Consider the following 20,654-nt stretch of genomic DNA (forward strand, 5'->3'; position numbering starts at 1 on the left):
CCGACGGGGGAGCCCGGGCAGCCACGGTGCACGGGAGGGCGGGACGCATTCACCCACCTTGAGGAGCGCATCGTGAAGGTCCTAAAATCCGCGCTGACCGCCTTGGCTACGCTGAGTGTTGTCTTGGCCCAAGCAGTGATCCCCGCCGCGGCCCCCATCTCCGTGCCGGGCGCGATGCCAGCAGCGCTGCAGGAGGCCGGCGTCGTGCATTTCACCGCGGCCGGGGACTATTCTTCCAGCGCCGCGGCACTGAGTGTGTTTGACCAGATCAACACGATCTCACCGGACCTGCATCTGGCCCTTGGTGACCTCGGGTACGGCACCACCGGTCAGGAACAATTATGGTGCGACACCGTCACCGATGCGGTGGGTGCCGGTTTCCCCTTCCAGCTGGTCTCGGGAAACCATGAAAGTGATGGGCAGAACGGCAACATCAACGACTTCTCCGCCTGCCTGCCCAATCAGCTGCCCGGCCTCGTCGGGACCTACGGACGCCAGTGGTACGTCGATGTACCGGCGGAAAATCCGTTGGTGCGCTTCGTGATGATTTCGCCGAACCTGTCCTTCCCGGGCGGCTCCTGGAGCTACAACGTCGGGACGCCGCGCTACAACTGGACGGCAGCGGCCATCGACGGGGCACGCAGCGAGCACATCCCGTGGGTCGTGGCCGGCATGCACTACCCCTGCCTGTCGGTTGGCGATTACGCGTGCTCGCCGGGCGCCGACATCACCAACCTGCTCCTGAATCGCAAGGTGGACCTAGTCCTCGGCGGGCACGAGCACCTCTACCAGCGCACCCGCCAATTGGCATCGGGCGTGGCAGGATGCGCCACGCTGGTTCCCGGCACGTATACGGCCGCGTGTGTGGCTGACCCGGACAGCACCATGGTCAAGGGTGCGGGCACCGTCTTCACCACGGCCGGGACCGGAGGCGTCGCGCTGCGGAACGTGAACATGAATGATTCCGAAGCCGGATACTTCGCCGCGACCTCCGGGCTGAACAGCAATCCGACATTCGGAGCCCTGAACCTCACGCTGAAACAGGACAGCCTCACGGCCACCTTCCGGCGTGCCTCCGGGGGCACCTTTGCCGATGATTTCTCCATCACTGCCGGAGCACCGCCCACCAATACGCCGCCCACGGCCTCCTTCACCAACTCGTGCACCGGGACGAGCTGTTCCTTCGACGCCAGCGCATCGGCCGATGCTGATGGCACGGTGGCACAATCTGCCTGGGACTTCGGCGACGGATCCACCGGCAGCGGGACCACCGTGCAGCACAGCTTCGCCGCGGCCGGGACCTACTCGGTGCGTCTGACCGTCACGGATAACGATGGCGCCACCGGCACATTGCTCCGGTCCATCACGGTGACGGCGGCGGCCACGGCGTTGGCCCGCGATACCTTCGGGCGGACCGTGACCAGCGGATTTGGTGCGGCGGAGATCGGCGGGAACTGGAGCGTGGCCCGTGCGGTAGACGCGTCGGTCTCCGGCGGGGTGGGCCGGCTGCGGCTGCCCACCCCGGGGACCTCCAATACCGCCATGCTTAACGCCGTCACCTCCAACAGCACCGACCTGCAGTTGGTGCTGGGCACGGATAAACCGGCCAGCGGCAGCGGGCTGTACCTCTCCACGATTGTGCGCAGCGTTGCCGGAGCCGGGCAATACCGAGTGAAGGCCATCGTGGCGTCCAACGGCCAGGTCAAACTCCAAACCGTACGAGCCTCGGCGACGGGCGTGGAGACGGTACTTCAAACGCCGGTGACGGTTCCCGGGGTGACCTACGCTGTCGGGGACGGCCTTCAGATGCGTGTGCAGGCTACCGGAACCAGCCCCACGACCATCCGCGCGAAGCTTTGGGAGCGTGGAACGAGTGAACCGGCCACTTGGCAGGCTTCGGCCACCGATACGACTGCCGGCCTGCAGGTCGCGGGTGGCGTTGGCCTGTTTGCCTACGTGTCCGGGAGCGCTACCAATACTCCGCTGGTCATCACCCTTGATGACCTGGAAGTGGTGAAGGCGGGCTAACGGACGTCTGGCCCCGGTCTGCCACCCACCTTGGGTGGCAGACCGGGGCCCGACGTCGTCAAAGGCGCGGTGTAGAAAAACCTGTTTAGAACAGTGGTGGTGTCATGGGTGGCTGGCGCCAATAGGTGTTGCGCCGTGGCTTCTGTTCGGGGTCCATGAACTCGGGCAGGATGACGGAGAAGAGTCCGTCGGTATCGCGCACGACGCGGATCTGTCCGGTGTGCTTGGCATGGTGATGTCCGGAGCAGAAGGGTCTGCCACCATTAATCTCGGTGCGCCCACCCTTGGCTGCTTCTTCGTCATGGTCAATCTCGCAGTGCTCCGGTGGCACGGTGCACCCTGGAAAGATGCAGCCGCCATAGACGGCGAGGATTGCTTTGCGCATGTATTCGGGGAAGAAGCGCTGTGCGGTGCCCAGATCCAGAATCCGGCCCTCCCCGTTCATCGTGATTGGTATGGCCCCGCTGATGCACAAGGCATGTCTGAGCTCCGCCGGTGTGTATTTTTGCCCGTGCAGTGTGAGACCGGTTTGCGCCGCTTTGCCCTCGAGCTCGGCGAGCGTCGTAATGATGAAGATTTCCGGTGAGGGGAGTCCCGCGGTCTTAGTTCCGTTGGGTGCTCTTCCGTTGGTCTTGATCAGGTTCATCAGACCCTGCAGATGTCGTTGGGGCGGCGTGAGGCCGTCGGAGCCGTAGTCGGTGTTGTTCATGGCCTCGAGGACGTTGGCGTCGGTGGGCATCGGGTCTAGGGTGAGCGTGTTGGCTTCGGCGGGATCTGTCATCGGGAGGCCAGTTGCCGGATCAACCAAGAAATCGGGGTAGTCCGGGAGTGAAGGTGCGGAGCCCGATGGCAAGCGATTCCCGGCGTCGCCGGTGTCCGTTGCGGGTGATTCGTTGGAACCGTTGGAACCGTTCCAAATATTGCCCGCTTGCCGGAGCAATGCGTCGCGGTCTCCGGCCTTCGTCCGCGGGTTGTCCATCTGGGCAAAGAGCGCCAGCAGGGCCTCTGCATCGGCCGCCCGAGTGCGCAATATGAACTCGGCCAATCCGTCTTTGGTGCCGCGGCAGAATATGCCGAGTCTGGCGCGCAGGACCTCCTCGGAAGGTTCCTCGACGCCCCCTGCGAGTGCCACCTCGATGGCGTTGAACAGCTTGTTGGTGGTGCGGGGATCTTGTTCTCGCACGGATTCGGCCACTTGGGATTCCAGCTGGGCTGACAGTTCATCGGAGTTCGGATATTGCTTGATCTCCGGTTGCAGGCGCACAAGCTTTTTGGCGGCATCGGCAAGCTGCTGGGGTGAGGCCTTGCCGCTCGCGAGGGCCTCGGCCAATAGTGGAAACTGCGGGGGATGCTCGATGCCGTGGACATCGGTACCCGGGAATAAGCGAGTGGCCGCCTGCACCCGGTCTCTGGCCTCGAAGAAACTGATATGGAAGGTGTTTTGCAGGAATTCGACGGTGTTTCTGAAGGTGGTCCGCCCCTTCGGCGGGGAGGCTGGCGCTTCGGGCACATCGATGGTTCCGGCGATGTAGGCCGGAGGGTCCTCGAGGCACCGGTTGATTCCCACCAATGTGTCGCCCGGCAACTCGTGGACCAGAGTGCGCTGGGCAAGTCCGGTGGCCGAGAGCTGTGCGAAGCCGATGCTGCGGTGGGCACGTTCGACGATCTGAACGAAATATGCGGCATCGGTGGGCGAGGTGGTGTGCTTGGTGATGCGCGGCCCGAGTTCCTCAAGGGCCAGCGCCAGGGCCGTGTAGGCGCGCAGCTCATCGTCCGGGGTCGCTGGGTACCTCGGATCCTTGCGGTCTCCCGCAAGCAGGGCGATGGCTGCTGCTGTGGTCATGGTTCAAGCATGCGCCCCTGCGCTGGGCAGTGGTGTGGGGTGCGCGGGGTTGTGGACAACGCCGAATGAAGAGGCCGTGGCTCTTGACAGGCAAGCTGCTACTTGCCTTAATGGTGGGTGTGGAAGAGCTGTTGAAGGCACTGGCGGACCCGACTCGGGCGGTAATCCTGGACGAGTTGGTGGAACACACCGGCCAGACGCTGTTCGAGATCTGCAACAGGTTGGCCTCGCGGCACGGCATCAACCCGAGTCGGCAAGCGATCTCCCAGCACCTGCAGGTGCTCGAAGCTGCCGGGTTGGTGCGCAGTGAGCGCGTGGGTCGCTACAAGTTTCATTACGTGGACACCTCGCCGTTGCTCCGGATCGCGGAGCGCTGGCCGGACACCGGGCTGCCAGCCGCGTCGGAGCAGGAAACCATCAACAACACCACGGACCCGGGCGAACCACGTACCGGCGTTGAACTGTCATCGAAAGGCAAAAAACCATGAGAATCCACCTTGCCAGCATCTTCGTCACTGACCAGGCCAAGGCGCTGGAGTTCTACACCACGAAGCTGGGATTCGAGAAGAAGACCGAGGTTCCGATGGGTGAGGTCTCCTGGCTAACGGTCGTTTCACCTGAGGCCCGCGACGGGGTCGAATTGGTGCTCGAGCCTGCGGGCCACCCGGCCGTCGGCCCATTCCGCGACGCGCTGGTGGCCGACGGAATCCCGTTCACCGCTTTTGCCGTGGCCGACGTGCAGGGAGAATTTGAGCGGCTCACCGGGCTCGGCGTAGTCTTCACCCAGCCGCCGACCGCCATGGGTCCGGTGACCACCGCGGTGTTCGACGATACCTGCGGAAACCTGATCCAGATCCAGGCCATGAACGAGGCACCGGGGGAATGACCCTCCCGGAGCGCACACTCCGGCCACCGGCAGACGTCTTGATCAACGAGGCGCTGGTGCGGGACTTGCTACGCGCCCAATTCCCGCAGTTGGCCGGTTTGGCGCTGGAGTTCGCCGACAATGGCTGGGACAACGTGAGCTACCGGTTGGGCAGCGATCTTGCGGTTCGCCTGCCGCGCCGGGAGTCCGCACATGCGTTGCTGCTTAACGAGGTGCGCTGGCTGCCTTTCCTCGCACCCAGGTTGCCTCTGCCGATCCCTGCGGCGCGGCACCGGGGGAAACCGGGGGAGGGCTATCCGTACCACTGGGCGGTGGTGCCCTGGCTGCCGGGGAACAGCGCTGCCACGGTGTCGGCGGAAGTCCGGGACGGCTATTGCGCATCGCTTGCCGCATTCTTCGGGGCACTGCATGTTCCAGCCCCGGCGGATGCACCACGGAACCCGGTGCGCGGGGTGCCGCTGAAAAACCGGGACGATGCAGTTCGCGGCCGGATTCAGGGAATGCAAGAACCCGAACGCAGCAGGTTGCTGAGCATCTGGGATCGCGGACTGGCCGCGGTGGAACACACCGGGCCGCGGTTGTGGCTCCATGGGGATCCGCACCCGCACAACGTCCTGGCCAGCGGCGGAGCGCTGAGCGCGGTGATTGATTTTGGCGATATGACCGCCGGGGACCCGGCCAGTGATCTGGCCGTGGCCTGGCTGCACTTCACCTCCCGGGGACGGGCGGAATTTATGGAGCGGCTGGCCGGAGACGCGCTGTATTCGCCCGGAATCTGGGTGCGGGCCCGGGCATGGGCGGTGAACTATGCGGTGCTGATGTCGGGGTTGCCGCCCGATGATGCCCTGCACACCGTCGGGGTGCACGGCATCGAGCAACTACTCGCCGAGGACTAGAGCGGACCGAACGAGGTGGTGCCCGCCGGGTCGACCGTGCGTGAGAGTTCTTCTACCTCGGAGCGGATCGTCGTATTGGTCTCGAACAGGCGGCGAAGATCGTATGCCGGGGAGACCCTGGGCGTGATCGGGGAATCCGGCTGCGGCAAGTCCACGCTCGCCCGAGTGCTGGCGGGCTTGGAGAAGCCGACCGAGGGGCAGGTGTTTTTCCGTGGGCAGGACATCAACGGACTCAAGGGCGATGAACGGCGCGAAATGCGCCGAAACATCCAGTTGATTTTCCAGGACCCCTACTCCTCGCTGAACCCGCGGATGACCGTGGAACAACTGGTCGGCGAACCCTACGAGATCCACCCGGAGGTGGCCCCGAAGGCCGGACGTCGGGCCAAGATTCGGGAGCTGCTGGAACTGGTCGGGCTGAATCCGAACCATGCCGATCGCTACCCGCACAACTTCTCCGGTGGGCAGCAGCAACGCATCGGCATCGCCCGCGGCATTGCCCTGAATCCGAAGATGCTCATCTGCGACGAGCCCGTCTCGGCTCTGGATGTCTCGGTGCGAGCCCAGGTGGTGAATCTGCTTGATGACCTGCAAAAGGAACTGGGGCTGAGCTACCTGTTCATCGCCCACGATCTGCAGATCGTTCGGCATATCGCCGACCGGGTGGCCACCATGTACCTGGGCCGGGTGGTCGAGCTGGGCGGTTATGGCGATATCTACGATCGCACGGCGCAGCCCTACACCCAAGCCCTGCTGTCGGCCGCGCCCGAGCTGCGCCGCAACGACGGCACCGACCGCGAACGGATCGTGCTGCAGGGAGACCCTCCCTCGCCCATCGACCCGCCGACGGGCTGCAGGTTCCACAACCGTTGCCCCATGGCCCAACAGATCTGCGCGAAGAAGGAACCGGAGCTGATCCGGATCAGCGACACCCATGTGTCGCGGTGCCACTTCGCACTGGAGATCTCCGCCGGTTAACACACCTGCCCACCGGATCTCCCGCGCCTCCCAACGCCGAAGAACCCGCACCCCCATCTATCTGCGATCGTACGTCCACCCGGACGTGGCGCCGCGGATGCCCCAATGAATGCGTCATTAAGGAGTAATTTCGTGGATCTCAAAGTAGGTGTCGTCGGCTTCGGCCTGCGCTCCGGTTTGTACAAGCACGCCCACCGTCCAGCTCAGGGCTCGGTGGTGGCCATGGTGTGTGACACCTCCGAACGCGGCCGTGCGGACGCCGCCGCCAAGTTGCCCGAGGCCGTGATCACCGCCGACCTCGACGAGCTGCTAAACGCGGGACTGGACGCGGTGCTGGTACTGACCCCCGATAACCAGCACGCGCTGGTGGCCAAGCGCACCCTTGAGGCCGGCATCGCCACGTTCTGCGAAAAACCGTTGGATGTCACCCTGGATGCCGTGGACGAGTTGCTGGAGACGGCCTTCAGCTCCGGAACCAGGCTCTACGTCGGACAGAATATGCGCCACATGCCAGTGATCCGCCAGATGCGCGAGATCATCGAATCCGGCGCCATCGGGACCGTCAAGGCGGTGTGGTGCCGACACTTTGTGGGCAACGGAGGGGACTACTACTTTAAGGACTGGCACGCGGAGCGCAAGAACACCACCAGCCTGCTGCTGCAAAAAGGTGCCCACGACATCGACGTGATTCACTGGCTGGCAGGTGGCTACACCGAGTCGGTCGCAGCGCTCGGAGACCTGGCGGTCTACGGCGCTGTCGAATCGCGCCGGGACAACACCGATCGGCGCATGGGGGACTGGTTCTCGCTGGAGAACTGGCCCCCGGCGGCGCAGCAGGATCTGAACCCGATCATCGACGTGGAAGACATTTCCATGATGCAGATGAAACTGGACAACGGTGTGTTGGCCTCCTACCAGCAGTGCCACTTCACCCCCGACTACTGGAGAAACTACACCGTCATCGGCACCGCCGGACGACTGGAGAACTTCGGTGACGACGCGGGCAACATCATCAAGGTGTGGAACACCCGCAGCCAGGACGGTTATGTTGATGCCGACATCGAGGTGGAGATCGAGGCGGTTGACGGTGGGCACGGTGGTGCCGATCCGCGCCTGATCGCCGAATTCTTGCGCTTCGTCAAGGAAGGCGGGCCGACGGATACCTCACCGGTGGCGGCCCGGGCGGCCGTTGCGGCTGGCGTGTTGGCCACCGAATCCCTGCGCACCGACGGTTCGGCCAGGTCCGTCCCGCCGCTCAGGGCGGAATTGTTGGCCTACTTCGCGGCTAACCAGGAGCGGGTGAACGCCTAGTTGGGCCACAGTTCGCGCCGTGCCGGGGGACAAGGGGCGCCTAAGACCTCAGGGCGGAGCATCATTTTTCGCTGAGCTCGGCCATGGCCTGGGTGATGGCGGTGAGAACTAGCTGCACGCTGCGGCGGTGCATGGACTCGGGTCGCGCCAACAAATCGATGCGCCGCCGGTTGGCGATGCCTTCCAGCGGCCGAAGGACGACGGAGCTCCCGAGAGTGGATCCCGCGGTGTAGCGCGGAATGATGCCCAGCACGTCCCCGGCGGCGACGAGTGCCGCAACCGTTGCGTAGTCGTTGATGCGGTGGATGATCAGTGGTGCCGCACCCGTTACGGCGCTGATGGCGGTGAGCACATCGGCGGGGGAGTAACCCTCGCGGCTGATCACCCAGCGCTCGCCGGCCAGATCCGCGGGGAGCAGGGTGTTTTTGGCAGCAAGCCGGTGTCCGGCCGGCAGCGCGATGTCCAACGGTTCGTGGGCGAGCGCGGAAACCACCACCTTGTTCTCGGGCCACGGAGGGGAGTGATCCATGCGGTGGGCCAGCACCAGGTCGTAGCGGGCCGTTAACGCGGGGAAATCCTGTTGGGCGACGTCCTCGTCGAAGAACTGCGGCACCGGTGCACCGTGGGCGTCCAATTTGGCCAGTAGGGGACCGAAGAGGGCCTGGCCCACGGAGTGGAATCCGGCGACGGATACCGGGGCGGCCGGGCTTTCCTGAAACTCGCCGATCGCCGCGCGTGCTGCGGCCAGCGACGAGATGACCGAGGCGCCGGCAGCTGCCAGCACCTCACCTGCCTCGGTGAGGACCAGATTCCGGCCTTCCTTGCGCGTCAGTGGCACCGCAATGTTGCGTTGGAGCAAGGCCAATTGCTGGGATACCGCCGATGGTGTGACGTAGAGGGCGCTGGCGACGGCCTTGACCGAGCCAAGATCGCCCAGTTCGCGCAGGATCTGTAACTGATGGACTTCCATGTAGTAAATACTAAATCGTTGATTGAGAAACCTGCGTATCTTCTAAGGTATCGCGGGCGTGCACTTGATGTCAGACTGGATTCGCATTGACCATGAACGCGCAGCACGCGCCGCAAGTGAGGAACCCCCACCGATGAAGGCACTGTACAAATCCGGACCACACGCCGGATTCGAACTTGTTGACCGTCCCGAACCCATCGCCGGCTTCCACGACGTGAAAATCCGCGTGATGACCGCCGGGATTTGCGGCACCGACCTGCACATCCAGGCCTATGACGACGCGGCCAAGGCCATGATCAAGGCACCGATGATTCCGGGGCACGAGTTCTACGGCGAGGTCGTCGAGATCGGCGAAAACGTCTCCACCGTGAAGGTCGGTGATCGCGTGTCCGGCGAGGGCCATGTGGTTTGTGGCATGTGCCGAAACTGCCGTGCCGGACGCCGCCAGATGTGCATCAACACCGTCTCGGTGGGTGTTCAGCGTGATGGCGCGTTTGCCGAATACGTGGTGATCCCCGAGGCCAACGTCTGGGTCCACCACGATGGATCCATCACCCCGGAACTTGGCGCGATCTTTGATCCCTTCGGCAATGCGGTACACACCGCGCTGTCCTTCCCGCTGGTCGGCGAGGACGTGCTGATCACCGGTGCTGGCCCCATCGGGCTGATGGCTGTGGCCGTCGCCCGCCATGCCGGTGCGCGCAAGATCGCCATCACCGATGTCTCCCAGCAGCGCCTAGAACTGGCTCGCGGCATGGGCGCGGACATCGCCATCGACGTGGCCAAGACCCGCATCAAGGATGCCCAGCGCGAATTGGGCATGCGTGAGGGCTTTGACTTCGGCATGGAAATGTCCGGACACCCCACGGCCCTGCCGGAGATGATCGAGAACATGAACCACGGCGGGCACATCTCGATGCTGGGACTGCCCTCCAGCGCCATCAACATCGACTGGGGCAAGGTCGTCACCCACATGCTCACCCTCAAGGGCATCTACGGCCGCGAGATGTTCGAGACCTGGTACGCCATGAGTGCCATGCTCACCTCCAACCCGGTGCTGCGCGAACGCATCTCCTCCGTGGTCACCGACTACCTGCCCGCCACGCAATGGGAAAAGGGCTTCGACGCCGCCCGCTCCGGCCACGGCGGCAAGGTCGTCCTGGACTGGACCGTCTTCTAAACCACCGACGCATCCGGCCACCACCGGCACACACGAAGATTCGAAATACTCCCGAGGGGAACCTACACAGATGTATACCTTGATGAAAGACGAACTGGCCGCAGAATTGGTGCAATTGCGCACCGACGGATTGTTCAAGTCCGAACGCCACATCGATTCGGCCCAGTCGGCCCATATCTCCGCGGGTGAGCTCGGCTCCGAGGCCAAACAGGTCCTGAATTTCTGCGCCAACAACTACCTGGGGCTGGCCGATGACGAGCGCATCATCAACGCCGCCAAGGGCGCGCTGGAAACGCGCGGCTTTGGCATGGCCTCGGTCCGCTTCATCTGCGGCACCCAAGATCTGCACCTGGAACTGGAATCTGCCGTCTCCGCGTTCTTGGGCACCGAAGACACGATTCTGTTCTCCAGCTGCTTCGATGCCAATGGCGGTGTCTTCGAATCGCTCTTCGGTGCACAGGACGCCATCATTTCCGATGCCCTGAACCACGCCTCGATCATCGACGGCATCCGCTTGTCCAAGGCCGCACGCTTCCGCTACAAGAACCAGGACATGGCCGACCTGGAGATCCAGCTGCAGGCCGCCGCCGCGCTGAACGACGGGGCGGGTGCCCGGCGCACCATCATCGTCACCGATGGCATCTTCTCGATGGACGGCTACCTGGCACCGTTGGCGGCCATCTGCGATCTGGCGGACAAGTACAACGCGCTGGTCATGGTCGATGACTCCCACGCCGTGGGCTTCATGGGGGCCACCGGTGCAGGTACCCCCGAACACGCTGGCGTCTCGGATCGGGTAGACATCTACACCGGAACGTTCGGCAAGGCGCTGGGCGGGGCATCGGGCGGATACGTCTCGGGCCGCGGAGAGATCGTGGCCATGCTGCGGCAGAAGGCGCGCCCCTACCTCTTCTCCAACTCGATGCCTCCGGCCATCGTTGCAGCGACACTCAAGGCACTGGAACTGGTGGAGGGCTCCGGAGAGCTGCGCGAAAAGCTTTTTGCCAATGCTGCGCTCTTCCGCACGCGCATGACCGAGGAAGGCTTTGACCTGCTCGAGGGCGAGCACGCCATCATCCCGGTGATGTTTGGGGATGCGGTGAAGGCCGCCGAGGTGGCGTCCAAGATGCTGGAGCACGGTGTCTTTGTCACCGCGTTCAGCTTCCCGGTGGTACCCAAGGGAGCGGCGCGTATTCGTGTGCAGCTCTCGGCCGCCCACTCGGCCGAAGATATTGAAGCCTGTGTGCAGGCGTTTATCGCCAGCCGCTAAGAACAAAGCCAAGGATCGCCGGCACTCCCTGCTTGAGGGAGTGCCGGCGATCCTTGGGTTAAGCAGGCGCATTCGAACCGCGAACCTTAAGTGATTGCCTAGCCCTTACCGAGCGTCGATCCTGCCTGGGACTTGGCAGGCTTGCTCGAAGAATACGAGGCTAGTTTGGATCCGGCCTTGGAAAGCTCGGCTTTTGACGGCTTAGTCGATTTACCCATGTTTTACCGCCTCTGCGGGGTTTCCTGCCATTGGTGCAGATATGGCACACCCCACGGGGTAGCGCAGACGCCTTGAAGTTGAGCAATGAGACCGTTGGCTGTTCATGGACATTCGGTGGCGCCTCGGTATCGTTTTGATGGTCCGATCGGGGTGTTCTCATTCCGAGAACTGGGACACGAGCCCCTTCATCTGGTGGCTGCAATGTGCGTTTTTGGAACGGTGCGTGGAGAACATCGTGAATGGGAATTGGAAACCAATCACAACACGGTCAGAAGGACTTGGAATGCAAGCGGTGCCTGCATTCCAAGTCCTTTGAGAAGACGCCTCTTAAACGATGACCGGGCTTCTTCATAACTACTCAGAGGGGTAACGCTAAACCGCCGAAACGATCCATATCACCAAGGCAATGGCCACCAGAACGCCCACGATTGTCCATACAAGATTGCTTCCGCGCATCGACTTATTTCCGTTCTCTTCGTTGTTACTTCTCACTACGGTTGCAGGAGAAGGCCTTCACTATAGCGGTACCTGCGGTACCAGGACCACAATTCAGAGCAGTTTTACCAGTCTGGAAATTCCCGCCGGAGTACGGGCTTTGAGTCGAGAGAGCGAGTCCTCTAACGCCGCCGATCTGCCCTCCGGTGGCGGCACCCGAGCAGGGTTCAGCGCAACAGTGTCTGCCCACGCCTTGATGTCCGGCTCTGACCCGAAGGAGATTGCTGCGCGCGTGCCCAGAACTTGCATCTTTGCCCACGTCCCCAACGAGTTGGGGTACGGCGTTGACGGGCAGAGTCGGTTCTTTTCGGCGTCGTGATCGCGCGTCGCTTCCACATACCCGGCCAGCGCCGCAGCAAAGCACGGGAACCCGGCCCTGATTGGCTGCAACGTGATCACCGACGGTGCCCAGATGGGGATCGTCGGAGGGTAGCGCAGCCCCGAAGCAGCGCAGTGCACGACCAGCGCGTCCTGGGATATCTGGAGAGACCCTTCGTCCAAGATGATGCGACCGCGCTCGATCAACCTGACATGCCCCAGCCGTACCACATGCTCTATTGAACGCAGCTTTTCGAGCTCCCAGCGGGCGAGGGTCGGTGTCTTCGCCATCGTGGGCGTTACCGAGGTGTCGATTCGAATCATGACGCCAGCATCCTCAAGCCTGAGGAAAAGATGCTCCAACGATGTTGCCCCTGCCGCAGCCTCCATGGTGTCGGCAGCCATGCCGAGGAACACCTCCGGATCCGGTTGGACCACTGCGCGGTTGAGCATCCATGGATCGCGCGGGCGAACCCAGCAAATCGCGGATTCATCTACGCCATGAGCCAGTAACCAGATGCAGGCATCGGTTGCTGTTTTGCCCGATCCGACGATGACATATTGGCTCGGCGCATCCATGGTGCGGGCGAGGTTATTGACCGGAATCATCCGGACGTCGGCCGCGAGTCCGAATCGTGGTGGTGTCACCGCAGGAATATCGGGAGCGAGGTAGCGTGCATCAACAATTTTGCACTTGGATGGCACCTCCGTTATTCGGCCGGAGATATGCGAAACAACGCTTCGATCGGCAACGTATTCGCAGTTGTTGTAGAACTCGACGCGGCCCGAGCTCGCCATCCGATCGTTGAAGATGTGGGCATAGTAGGCACAAATCTCCGACACATCGGCCCGATCATGCAGACCAGCCTCGGGCCCGAACTGCTGCACCCGACCATCACCGAGCTGTGTTGATGCCACCCCGTAAAAAGCTGATGCCTGATGCAGACGGGCAAATGGATAGGCATCCAGCCAGTGCCCACCAGGGGCATGGCGCCGGTCGACCAATGCGACGCGCACATCGGCGTGATCAATCAGCGCGTCGGCGAACGCCATACCCATGGCACCAGCCCCAACCACGAGGTAGTCGGCCTGCACAAAGTGCGTCATGAACTAATTGAAACACCGCAACACCGAAGTATCCATGGGTCCGAAAGTAAACCCAGATGTCCTATTTTCGCGTTCCGGCAAGCTCGTCTTGCACCTGAGGATGAATAGCCAAAATGACGGGACAAGCCGCTCACCATTGAGCTCCTTGCCGGCCCTAATCGTTCCTAGATCAACGCGTTTGAGCGCACCTCACGATTTTGCTATTCAATGAACTGCCGTAATACGGGACACCAAAGAGCGCGGCTGCCTCAACTCGCGCGCACTGGCTATAGGCTGTGCAGAGAACTCGCGCCGGTGGCCCAAAAAATGAATCGTCGCGCGCAAAATGACGAACATTGGAGAGCGCATGACACCCGGTGAAGAAGAAGCTGATCGGGGTTATCTAGCCAAGCTGGTGTTGCCGGGCGGCAAAGAACCCGACCCGCGCTTCACCTTAGCCAATGAGCGCACGTTCTTGGCCTGGATTCGCACGTCGCTCGCCTTCCTAGCCGGTGGCATTGCGTTGGAAGTCTTTGCCTCTCCAGCATTTCCAGGATCTTTGCGCACCGGAATCTCACTGCTCCTGATCATTATGGGGATCCTGATAAGTGCCGGGGCCGCGTTGCGATGGCGACTCATTGAATCGTCGATGCGCCACAACAAACCTCTCCCACTGCCGCTCCTGATCCCGTTGTTGGGTCTTGGTGGAGCCATTGCCGCAACTATTGTGGCGGTGCTGATAGCGACCAGTTCATGAATCGTTCCGGGGCCGTCTCTGCGCACAACGACTCGGGGTTGCAACCCGAGCGGACGATTATGGCGTGGGGCAGGACCACGATGTCTCTCTGCGTGGCCGGGCTGATCTTCTTACGCTGGTTACCGCACTACGGACTGTCCGTCCTGTTGATGGTGGCCCTCTGCCTGTCCTTGGCGGGCGGCATCTATTTCACACAACGTAAACGCTATGCCCGTGCATCAGCGGGCGTGCGCGATGAACGTATTCACGCCGACGCGGTGGCGGTGACTTCCATGACCGCCGTGGTGTTTACTTTGGGCGTCGTCGGAATCATTGTGGTGCTCGGAAACCAGTAAATTCCTCAGCTGCTCCAGGAGATGCCGTGGGTGCCCCGCTGCATCCGTGATGCCCAGCTGCACGTGGGTGATAATTCCTGCCGAAACCACGAGCGTACTGCGTACGTAGAGTCTCTCGGAATCGAATTCGAAGGTGGGAAGTCCCAAGGCCGATACCAAGGTGAATTCGGGATCCGAAAGGAGGGGATAACCCAGATGAAGACGCTCCGCGGCCTCCTGTTGGTACTCGCTGTGCTGGCTAGATAGGCCCAGAAGTGAGTATCCGATGGCGGCGAAGTCACTCGCCAAGTCGCGGAACTCGCAAGACTCTGCGGTGCATCCTTTGGCGCCGGGAACCATCGACCATTGGGGTGCTTCGGCGACATCTGGCCGTCCCGTTTTGGGGTAAATGAACAAAATGAAAGAACTGGCGGGGAACTCTCTGGCCGTGAACCTCGTGCCGTCGGTGGAGCGGAATGCACCGTCGGGAAACGCCGTACCGATCATTTGGCGTGTTGCTAGGTCTAGATCGGAGTTCATGGGATCAGTATCCCATTCTCCGGTCTTCTGATTCCGTCGAGGCTATCCGTGTCTGTCGGCCTGGTTGGCGGGCTCATCCAGAAGACGCAAGTACACGTTGCTCGGTGGCGGAAGGCGCTAGGGACTTTTGCGGCTTTTGTCAGGTAAATCAAAGGTTGACCAGTAAAAGTAACTGTGACACGGACTCTTGCGTCAGCGGTGTTGCCGACGCGCCGGGGCATTTGTGCTCAGCGACGGTTCGACTTCACATAGACTGACGCCAGAGCCAGCCGAGTATTTTCTGCACCAGTAGATGTGCCGTGCGACCACAGAATTTCCAGTCCACAAGATTGAGGAATGTCCATGAGTTTTGGTACGTTGAGCCCGTTTGTGTCGCCCACAGTCCAGCTGACCCAACTGTTTGATGCACCCGATATTGAGGTGTTCGCCAAGTTAGATTCCCTCCAACTCTCGGGCAGCACCAAAGAACGAACGGCCGCCAGCCTCATTGACGGACTCCTGGACTCGGGACGTCTGGCCGAAGGCGGAATGATCGTGGAGTCCACGTCGGGAAATCTTGGAATGGCTTTGGCACGACAGTGCGTCGTTCGGGGCATCAAATTTGTTGCCGTGGTTGACCAGAATGCCAACGCCTCGGCACTTGAAATCATGCGTGCCTTTGGCGCCGCCATCGATGTGGTCCCCACCCCGCCGGACGGAAACAAGTTGTCGGCCAGGAGGAAGCGGGTTGAGCAACTACTGGCCGAACACCCCTGCGCTGTCACGACGAACCAATACGGTTCCTTGGATAACCCCGCGGCACATTTCTCCTCGACGATGCCGGAGATCATTGAGGCGATGGACGGACGGCTGGACATGCTTTTTGTCGCCACCAGTACCACCGGGACACTGCTGGGATGCCAAAACTACATCAGGCACCATCAGCTGAAAACGAAGATCGTTGCGGTAGATTCACTCGGCTCGGTGTTATTCGGCGGCGAGTCAGGAACCAGGTCTTTGCCGGGACTCGGTGCGGGAATCGTCCCGGAGCTGGCGCTGGCGGCAGAGCCCGACATCGTCTGGCGCATCGAGGAGCTTGAGATGGTTGCGGGGTGCAAACTACTTGCGCAACGAGAGGGGATCCTTGCAGGGGCCTCCACCGGGGCAATCGTCGCGGCCATGAGCCGCCAACTGCCGTCCATACCCGCCGGATCTAGAATCGCATTCCTCGTCCACGACTCCGGGGTTCCCTACCTGCATACGGTATACAACGACACGTGGGTGCAGGAAAACCTCGCCGGAAAAACCACGGTTAAGGCGGGCTTCGGAACCACAAGCGCAGGGGTGTTGTGACTCGGATTGCCATGATCGGCGGCGGACCCAAGACGCTGTTCGCCCTGCTCGAACTCCATGATGTGCTGTCCCCGGAACGGGCCGGAACACTGCACGTTGACGTGTACGATCCGCATCCGCCCGGTGCCGGACGAGTTTGGCAAAGTGGACAGCCCGAGGTCCTGCGGCTCAATGTCGCCTCACGGATCGTCGACGCCAGCTCAAGGCTGGACGATCAGAATTTCGGTACATGGGCAGCATGCAACGCCCCGCAGTACATGAACGACACATATCCGCCGCGTGCAGTGGTGGGCCGATACCTGAGCGAACAATTCCGCACTCTCTCGGAACAGGGGAACATGGAGTTAAATCACGTCCCCCTCGTGGTGCTTGCCGTGGTCCGGGATGTAGCGGGCTGGCAGGTGCACACTGCGGAAGGCGCGGAGTTCTACGATGAAGTGGTACTGGCCACGGGTCACGGTTTGTCCGACGATCCGAGCGCGGAGGAGATTCCCACGGCTCAAAATGCAACGCCGCTCATCGGCGAATACGGATCGCTCACCGAGGCGCGGATTCCGCCAGGCGGTCGCGTTCGCCTCCGGGGTGCAGCCCTGACCGCTTATGACGTTGCCCTGCTACTTACCGAAGGCCGTGGTGGTCGCTGGGAAACGGACACCACGGATGGAACCGGCTCCCTGCGCTACCTAGCCAGTGGGCGAGAGCCGTCCAGAATCATCATGACCTCGCGCACGGGGTTGCCCATGGATCCTAAACCCGAGTCGATTCCTCCGGAAATCGTTGAACTCATCCGGTCGCGCGCTCAACAACTTCGCCGATGGGGGAGTGATCTGGCTACTGCCGCCGAGACCAATCCCCACAAGATGGACGAGTTATGGCGGATCCTGCTTGACGCAGCCGCGGACTGCGCCGCGATGGCGGGGCTGAGGACCTCAAAACTTCAGTTGTGGCGCACCGCGCTGACCGGTCGATCGGCGGATATGGGGACCGGTGACAGCGTGGAGGGGTTGTGGCGGCGTAGTCTCGCGGTCAATAGGGGAGCAGCGGAGCCCACCACACGTTGGGTGTGGGCTCGAGTGTGGTCGGGACTTTACGCTCAACTCGTTGTGGCCATCGACAGGGTTCGGTGGGAGCCGCGGCAGCGCAAACTCTTTGACCGGATCGCACGGAATTTCGAGCGGATGGCCTTTGGGCCCCCGGAGCGCACGGTGCGGCGGCTGGTGGCACTCTTTGAGGCTGGCCTGCTGGTACAGGATAGATCCGCGGGGGACGCAGATCGTCACGCAGAAATTGTAGTTGATGCTCTGACTCCGTCGCCAGGGATTCTACTCAAGCCCGAGGGTGCAGCGAAATCATCGTTGTTCGCGGGCCTGCTCGAGGCGGGAGAAATTTCGGTACGCAGCGGAGAACGCGGACTGCTGACCGACCTCGACGGGACCTGTATAAACGCTCGGGGGCAGCGTTACGAATCCTTGACCGCTCTTGGCCGGCCAACCGAAGGACCTACCCTGGGCCACGACACCCTGAACAGATCCCTGCATGAGGAGCCCCGACGTTGGGCCCGAAGAATTGCCAGCCAGCTACCGCTGCCCGCCCCCTCACTAAGCGAGTGACCATGAAAACGATGATGCAGGGTATAGCGCCCCTTACCGCTCGGCTCGAACCGTGGATGGAATCGGTGATGGCCGATACGCAGCTCTGCGCGGAGCTGCTTGAGCGCCACGGATCACCCCTCAATTTGCACAACTTTTCCGCCATGGAGCGCAACGTTGCGGAGTTACGCGCAGCGGCAGCGAATCATGACATCACCTTCCAGATCTATCTGGCCCGGAAGGCGAACAAGACGATCGGCGCAGTAGAACAGGCGGCGGCCAGTGACTGTGGGATCGATGTGGCGAGCCTCAACGAGCTTCGCCAAGTCTTGGACACGGGAGTGCCGGGCGAGAAAATCGTTCTCACCGCCGCCGTGAAATCAACAGCGCTGCTTCGCCTGGCGGTCACCAATAACGTGGTGATCAGCTTGGATAACTACGACGAGGCTGCCGAACTTCTGGGGCTAGAACCCATTCCCGGCAAACCACTGCGCGTGGCCCTGCGTCTTGCGTCGGATGATCCAGCGATCCCGCCCACCCGCTTTGGCCTCAAAGCCGAGCACTGGCTCAATGATCTCAACACGTTGGATGCCCACCAGCGCCTGAAGATTGAAGGCATCCATTTCCACCTCAATGGTTATGACCATACTCAGCGCGCAATTCTTATCGTTGAGGCGCTGAGCTTCATCGAGCGGCTGCGGATGCTGGGCCATCGGCCGAGCTTCATTGACATGGGTGGTGGCATCCCGATGTCCTATCTCGAGAGTGCGGCGCAGTGGGACCACTTCTGGTCGGAGCTTTCCGCCCTTCCGGCAGGGAATGAGGAATTAACCTGGAAATCCGATCGACTCGGTGCCCAAGGTCCGGCGCCAAGCGCCGCCGTATACCCATATCACCAGTCACTGGTTCGCGGGCCATGGTTGGATCGTCTGTTGCGCTCCCGACCCGATGGCCAGCCGTTATCTATCGCGGATCGGCTGCGCAGCCAGAACATCGAATTGCGGTGTGAACCGGGGAGGTCCTTGCTTGATGGCTGTGGTATCACCCTCGCCAGCGTCGCCTTCAGCAAAAGCCGCAGTGACGGTATGCCGTTGGTTGGTCTGCATATGAATCGAACCCAATGTCGTTCCACCTCGGCAGATTTTCTGCTGGACCCCATTCTGCTGCAGGCCGCCGAGCCAGTGCGTGAGCGTTCACCTCTCAGCGGTTTTTTGGTGGGGGCCTATTGCATCGAGGAGGAGCTGCTATTGCGCAGAAGATTCGATTTTCCCCACGGTGTTGCGCCACGGGACATCGTGGTTTTTCCTAATACTGCCGGCTATTTGATGCACATCGTGGAGAGCGCGTCGCACCAGTTGCCGCTCGCCGCCAACCTGCGCTGGGATGGCCAAGGCTGGGTACCCGATGCCATTGATGAGCTCGTGTGACATGGCGGCCGATGCCCACAGCAGATTCGGTTGCGCCCGAAGTGTTCTCTAGGCCTTGACTCGGAGAGAGGTCAAAGGGAGGCTCGATACAGACACTGAGCCACTTTGTGCCCTGGCACCGACATCGGCCAACTCGTGGCGCAGCAGATCTTCAACCGTTCACCACGATTCGAGGAGAGCACCATGAGCCACCCATTTAACGAACTGCTCACGAGCCAGCTCGGCAACGAATTTGCCGCTTCCCAGCAGTACATCGCCATCGCTAGTTGGTTTGATGGACAGGATCTGCCGCGGCTGGCCAAGCACTTTTACCGGCAGTCGTTGGAAGAGCGGAATCACGCCATGATGATGCTCCAATACATGCTGGACCGGGGCATTAAAGTGGAGATTCCAGGCATCGAACCGGTGCGCAACGACTTCGGATCGGCCGAGGAACCCCTGGTGCTGGCGCTGGCCCAGGAGATTGAAGTGACAGATCAGATTAAGGCGCTGTTCGCTGCTGCCCGGGCCGAAAATGACCCGTTGGGCGAGCAGTTCATGCTCTGGTTCCTCAAGGAGCAGGTCGAAGAGGTCGCCTCGATGTCCACGCTGCTGAATGTCGCCCGTCGGGCGACAAACGTCTTTGACGTTGAGACGTTCCTGGCACGCGAGCGTGTGGGTGATGGGGGCAGGTCCCGCTCTCCGGTGGAGGGCTCAGGTTCGCCGGCACCAGCCGGGGGAGCGCTCTAACCCCGGACCTTTCGAAGTTTCCCTGACCATGGCCGATGGTCCCGCCCACGGTGGGCGGAACCATCGGCCGGAGAACTTATGCGCGACTGACGATATCGACGGATATTTCTACGGCAGGGACCGTGCCCTGGTTTTCCAGCCAATGCGTGGTGGCGCTGTCTTCCGGCCAACCCACACCGGGTCCATAGTGGGTGGCAACCCCATCTCGGTGATCGGTGATCGTGCCCTGCAGGATGTTCACCACCCCGGGTCTGCCCTGATGGTCATGCAGCGGACCGAAAACGCTTCCGGGGGCCATGGTTATTCTGCGCATCCGAAGTTCTCTCCCGGCCATGCCCGGAATTTCCGGCCCCAAATCAACACTCGTTAAGAGCTCGACCGTCACTCCGTGAGTCTCGTGTTCACCATGATCGTTGACCATCGTCGTTGCCTTTCCGCGCTTCGGTTACTCACATGGTTGACTTCAGGCTTGGGAGTGTCAAGCAA

Annotated in this window: 19 protein-coding genes; 14 read left to right on the forward strand and 5 right to left on the reverse strand. The window is 61.8% G+C overall.

Translation table 11 applies throughout. The features are described 5' to 3' along the window. Nucleotides 1-72 precede the first annotated feature (72 nt). The gene (locus HED64_RS12510) at nt 73-2,028 is read left to right on the forward strand and encodes a PKD domain-containing protein (protein WP_168152315.1); all 1,956 of its coding nucleotides are present in this window, start codon (nt 73-75) and stop codon (nt 2,026-2,028) included. A gap of 85 nt (nt 2,029-2,113) precedes the next feature. On the opposite strand, the gene HED64_RS12515 is transcribed toward HED64_RS12510, so the two are convergent. Continuing rightward, on the reverse strand, nt 2,114-3,871 hold the full coding sequence (locus HED64_RS12515) for an HNH endonuclease signature motif containing protein (protein WP_168152316.1): 1,758 nt from the start codon (nt 3,869-3,871) through the stop codon (nt 2,114-2,116). An 83-nt stretch (nt 3,872-3,954) separates the two neighbouring features. On the opposite strand from HED64_RS12515, the gene HED64_RS12520 reads away from it, so the two are divergent. The 5 genes from HED64_RS12520 to HED64_RS12540 all read left to right on the forward strand — a co-directional run bounded on the left by HED64_RS12520 (nt 3,955) and on the right by HED64_RS12540 (nt 7,942). Beyond that, nucleotides 3,955-4,359, forward strand: a complete 405-nt coding sequence (locus HED64_RS12520; RefSeq protein WP_245325955.1) for an ArsR/SmtB family transcription factor — start codon at nt 3,955-3,957, stop codon at nt 4,357-4,359. Beyond that, nucleotides 4,356-4,757: a VOC family protein gene (locus HED64_RS12525; protein WP_168152317.1), complete on the forward strand. Its 402-nt coding sequence runs from the start codon at nt 4,356-4,358 to the stop codon at nt 4,755-4,757. The genes HED64_RS12520 and HED64_RS12525 overlap by 4 nt, the downstream gene beginning before the upstream one ends. Further along, nucleotides 4,754-5,653 carry an aminoglycoside phosphotransferase family protein gene (locus HED64_RS12530; protein WP_168152318.1) on the forward strand — a complete coding sequence of 300 codons (900 nt, stop codon included), beginning with the start codon at nt 4,754-4,756 and terminating at the stop codon, nt 5,651-5,653. The genes HED64_RS12525 and HED64_RS12530 overlap by 4 nt, the downstream gene beginning before the upstream one ends. A 36-nt stretch (nt 5,654-5,689) precedes the next feature. Further along, the gene (locus HED64_RS12535; protein ID WP_425351799.1) at nt 5,690-6,631 is read left to right on the forward strand and encodes an ABC transporter ATP-binding protein; all 942 of its coding nucleotides are present in this window, start codon (nt 5,690-5,692) and stop codon (nt 6,629-6,631) included. A 132-nt stretch (nt 6,632-6,763) separates the two neighbouring features. Next, nucleotides 6,764-7,942 (forward strand): Gfo/Idh/MocA family protein, encoded by a 1,179-nt coding sequence (locus HED64_RS12540; protein ID WP_425351800.1) that lies wholly within the window; start codon nt 6,764-6,766, stop codon nt 7,940-7,942. A 61-nt stretch (nt 7,943-8,003) separates the two neighbouring features. Here the strand turns inward: HED64_RS12540 and HED64_RS12545 are convergent, their stop codons facing one another. Then, a complete protein-coding gene (locus tag HED64_RS12545; protein WP_168152321.1) occupies nt 8,004-8,912 on the reverse strand; it encodes a LysR family transcriptional regulator in 909 nt (302 codons plus the stop codon). A 133-nt stretch (nt 8,913-9,045) separates the two neighbouring features. Here HED64_RS12545 and tdh point away from each other — a divergent pair, with 133 nt between their 5' ends. Together tdh and HED64_RS12555 are read left to right on the forward strand one after the other, a co-directional pair. Further along, on the forward strand, nt 9,046-10,092 hold the full coding sequence (gene tdh / locus HED64_RS12550) for an L-threonine 3-dehydrogenase (RefSeq protein ID WP_168152322.1): 1,047 nt from the start codon (nt 9,046-9,048) through the stop codon (nt 10,090-10,092). 70 nt (nt 10,093-10,162) lie between these two features. Next, entirely contained in the window at nt 10,163-11,362 is a 1,200-nt protein-coding gene (locus HED64_RS12555) for a glycine C-acetyltransferase (RefSeq protein ID WP_168152323.1), read from the forward strand. 768 nt (nt 11,363-12,130) lie between these two features. On the opposite strand, the gene HED64_RS12560 is transcribed toward HED64_RS12555, so the two are convergent. After that, a complete protein-coding gene (locus HED64_RS12560) occupies nt 12,131-13,501 on the reverse strand; it encodes an NAD(P)-binding protein (protein WP_168152324.1) in 1,371 nt (456 codons plus the stop codon). A 346-nt stretch (nt 13,502-13,847) separates the two neighbouring features. On the opposite strand from HED64_RS12560, the gene HED64_RS12565 reads away from it, so the two are divergent. Together HED64_RS12565 and HED64_RS12570 are read left to right on the forward strand one after the other, a co-directional pair. After that, entirely contained in the window at nt 13,848-14,237 is a 390-nt protein-coding gene (locus HED64_RS12565) for a YidH family protein (protein WP_168152325.1), read from the forward strand. Continuing rightward, nucleotides 14,234-14,572, forward strand: a complete 339-nt coding sequence (locus tag HED64_RS12570) for a DUF202 domain-containing protein (RefSeq protein WP_168152326.1) — start codon at nt 14,234-14,236, stop codon at nt 14,570-14,572. The genes HED64_RS12565 and HED64_RS12570 overlap by 4 nt, the downstream gene beginning before the upstream one ends. Here the strand turns inward: HED64_RS12570 and HED64_RS12575 are convergent. Continuing rightward, nucleotides 14,456-15,091 carry a peroxiredoxin gene (locus HED64_RS12575; RefSeq protein WP_168152327.1) on the reverse strand — a complete coding sequence of 212 codons (636 nt, stop codon included), beginning with the start codon at nt 15,089-15,091 and terminating at the stop codon, nt 14,456-14,458. The genes HED64_RS12570 and HED64_RS12575 overlap by 117 nt on opposite strands. Before the next feature lie 342 nt (nt 15,092-15,433). Between HED64_RS12575 and HED64_RS12580 the strand changes: the two genes are divergently transcribed. The 4 genes from HED64_RS12580 (at nt 15,434) to HED64_RS12595 (ending at nt 20,168) form a co-directional block, all read left to right on the forward strand. Next, nucleotides 15,434-16,423, forward strand: a complete 990-nt coding sequence (locus HED64_RS12580; RefSeq protein ID WP_168152328.1) for a pyridoxal-phosphate dependent enzyme — start codon at nt 15,434-15,436, stop codon at nt 16,421-16,423. Beyond that, nucleotides 16,420-18,033, forward strand: a complete 1,614-nt coding sequence (locus HED64_RS12585) for an FAD/NAD(P)-binding protein (RefSeq protein WP_168152329.1) — start codon at nt 16,420-16,422, stop codon at nt 18,031-18,033. The genes HED64_RS12580 and HED64_RS12585 overlap by 4 nt, the downstream gene beginning before the upstream one ends. 68 nt (nt 18,034-18,101) lie before the next feature. Further along, entirely contained in the window at nt 18,102-19,439 is a 1,338-nt protein-coding gene (locus HED64_RS12590) for a Y4yA family PLP-dependent enzyme (protein WP_210149624.1), read from the forward strand. Nucleotides 19,440-19,622: 183 nt separating this feature from the next. Beyond that, nucleotides 19,623-20,168, forward strand: a complete 546-nt coding sequence (locus HED64_RS12595) for a ferritin (protein ID WP_168152331.1) — start codon at nt 19,623-19,625, stop codon at nt 20,166-20,168. Nucleotides 20,169-20,244: 76 nt separating this feature from the next. Here HED64_RS12595 and HED64_RS12600 read toward each other — a convergent pair whose 3' ends face one another. Beyond that, nucleotides 20,245-20,589 carry a cupin domain-containing protein gene (locus HED64_RS12600; protein ID WP_168152332.1) on the reverse strand — a complete coding sequence of 115 codons (345 nt, stop codon included), beginning with the start codon at nt 20,587-20,589 and terminating at the stop codon, nt 20,245-20,247. Nucleotides 20,590-20,654: the final 65 nt, after the last annotated feature.

It is taken from the genome of Paeniglutamicibacter terrestris, from assembly GCF_012271785.1.
In the GTDB taxonomy this organism is placed as follows: Bacteria; Actinomycetota; Actinomycetes; order Actinomycetales; family Micrococcaceae; genus Paeniglutamicibacter; species Paeniglutamicibacter terrestris.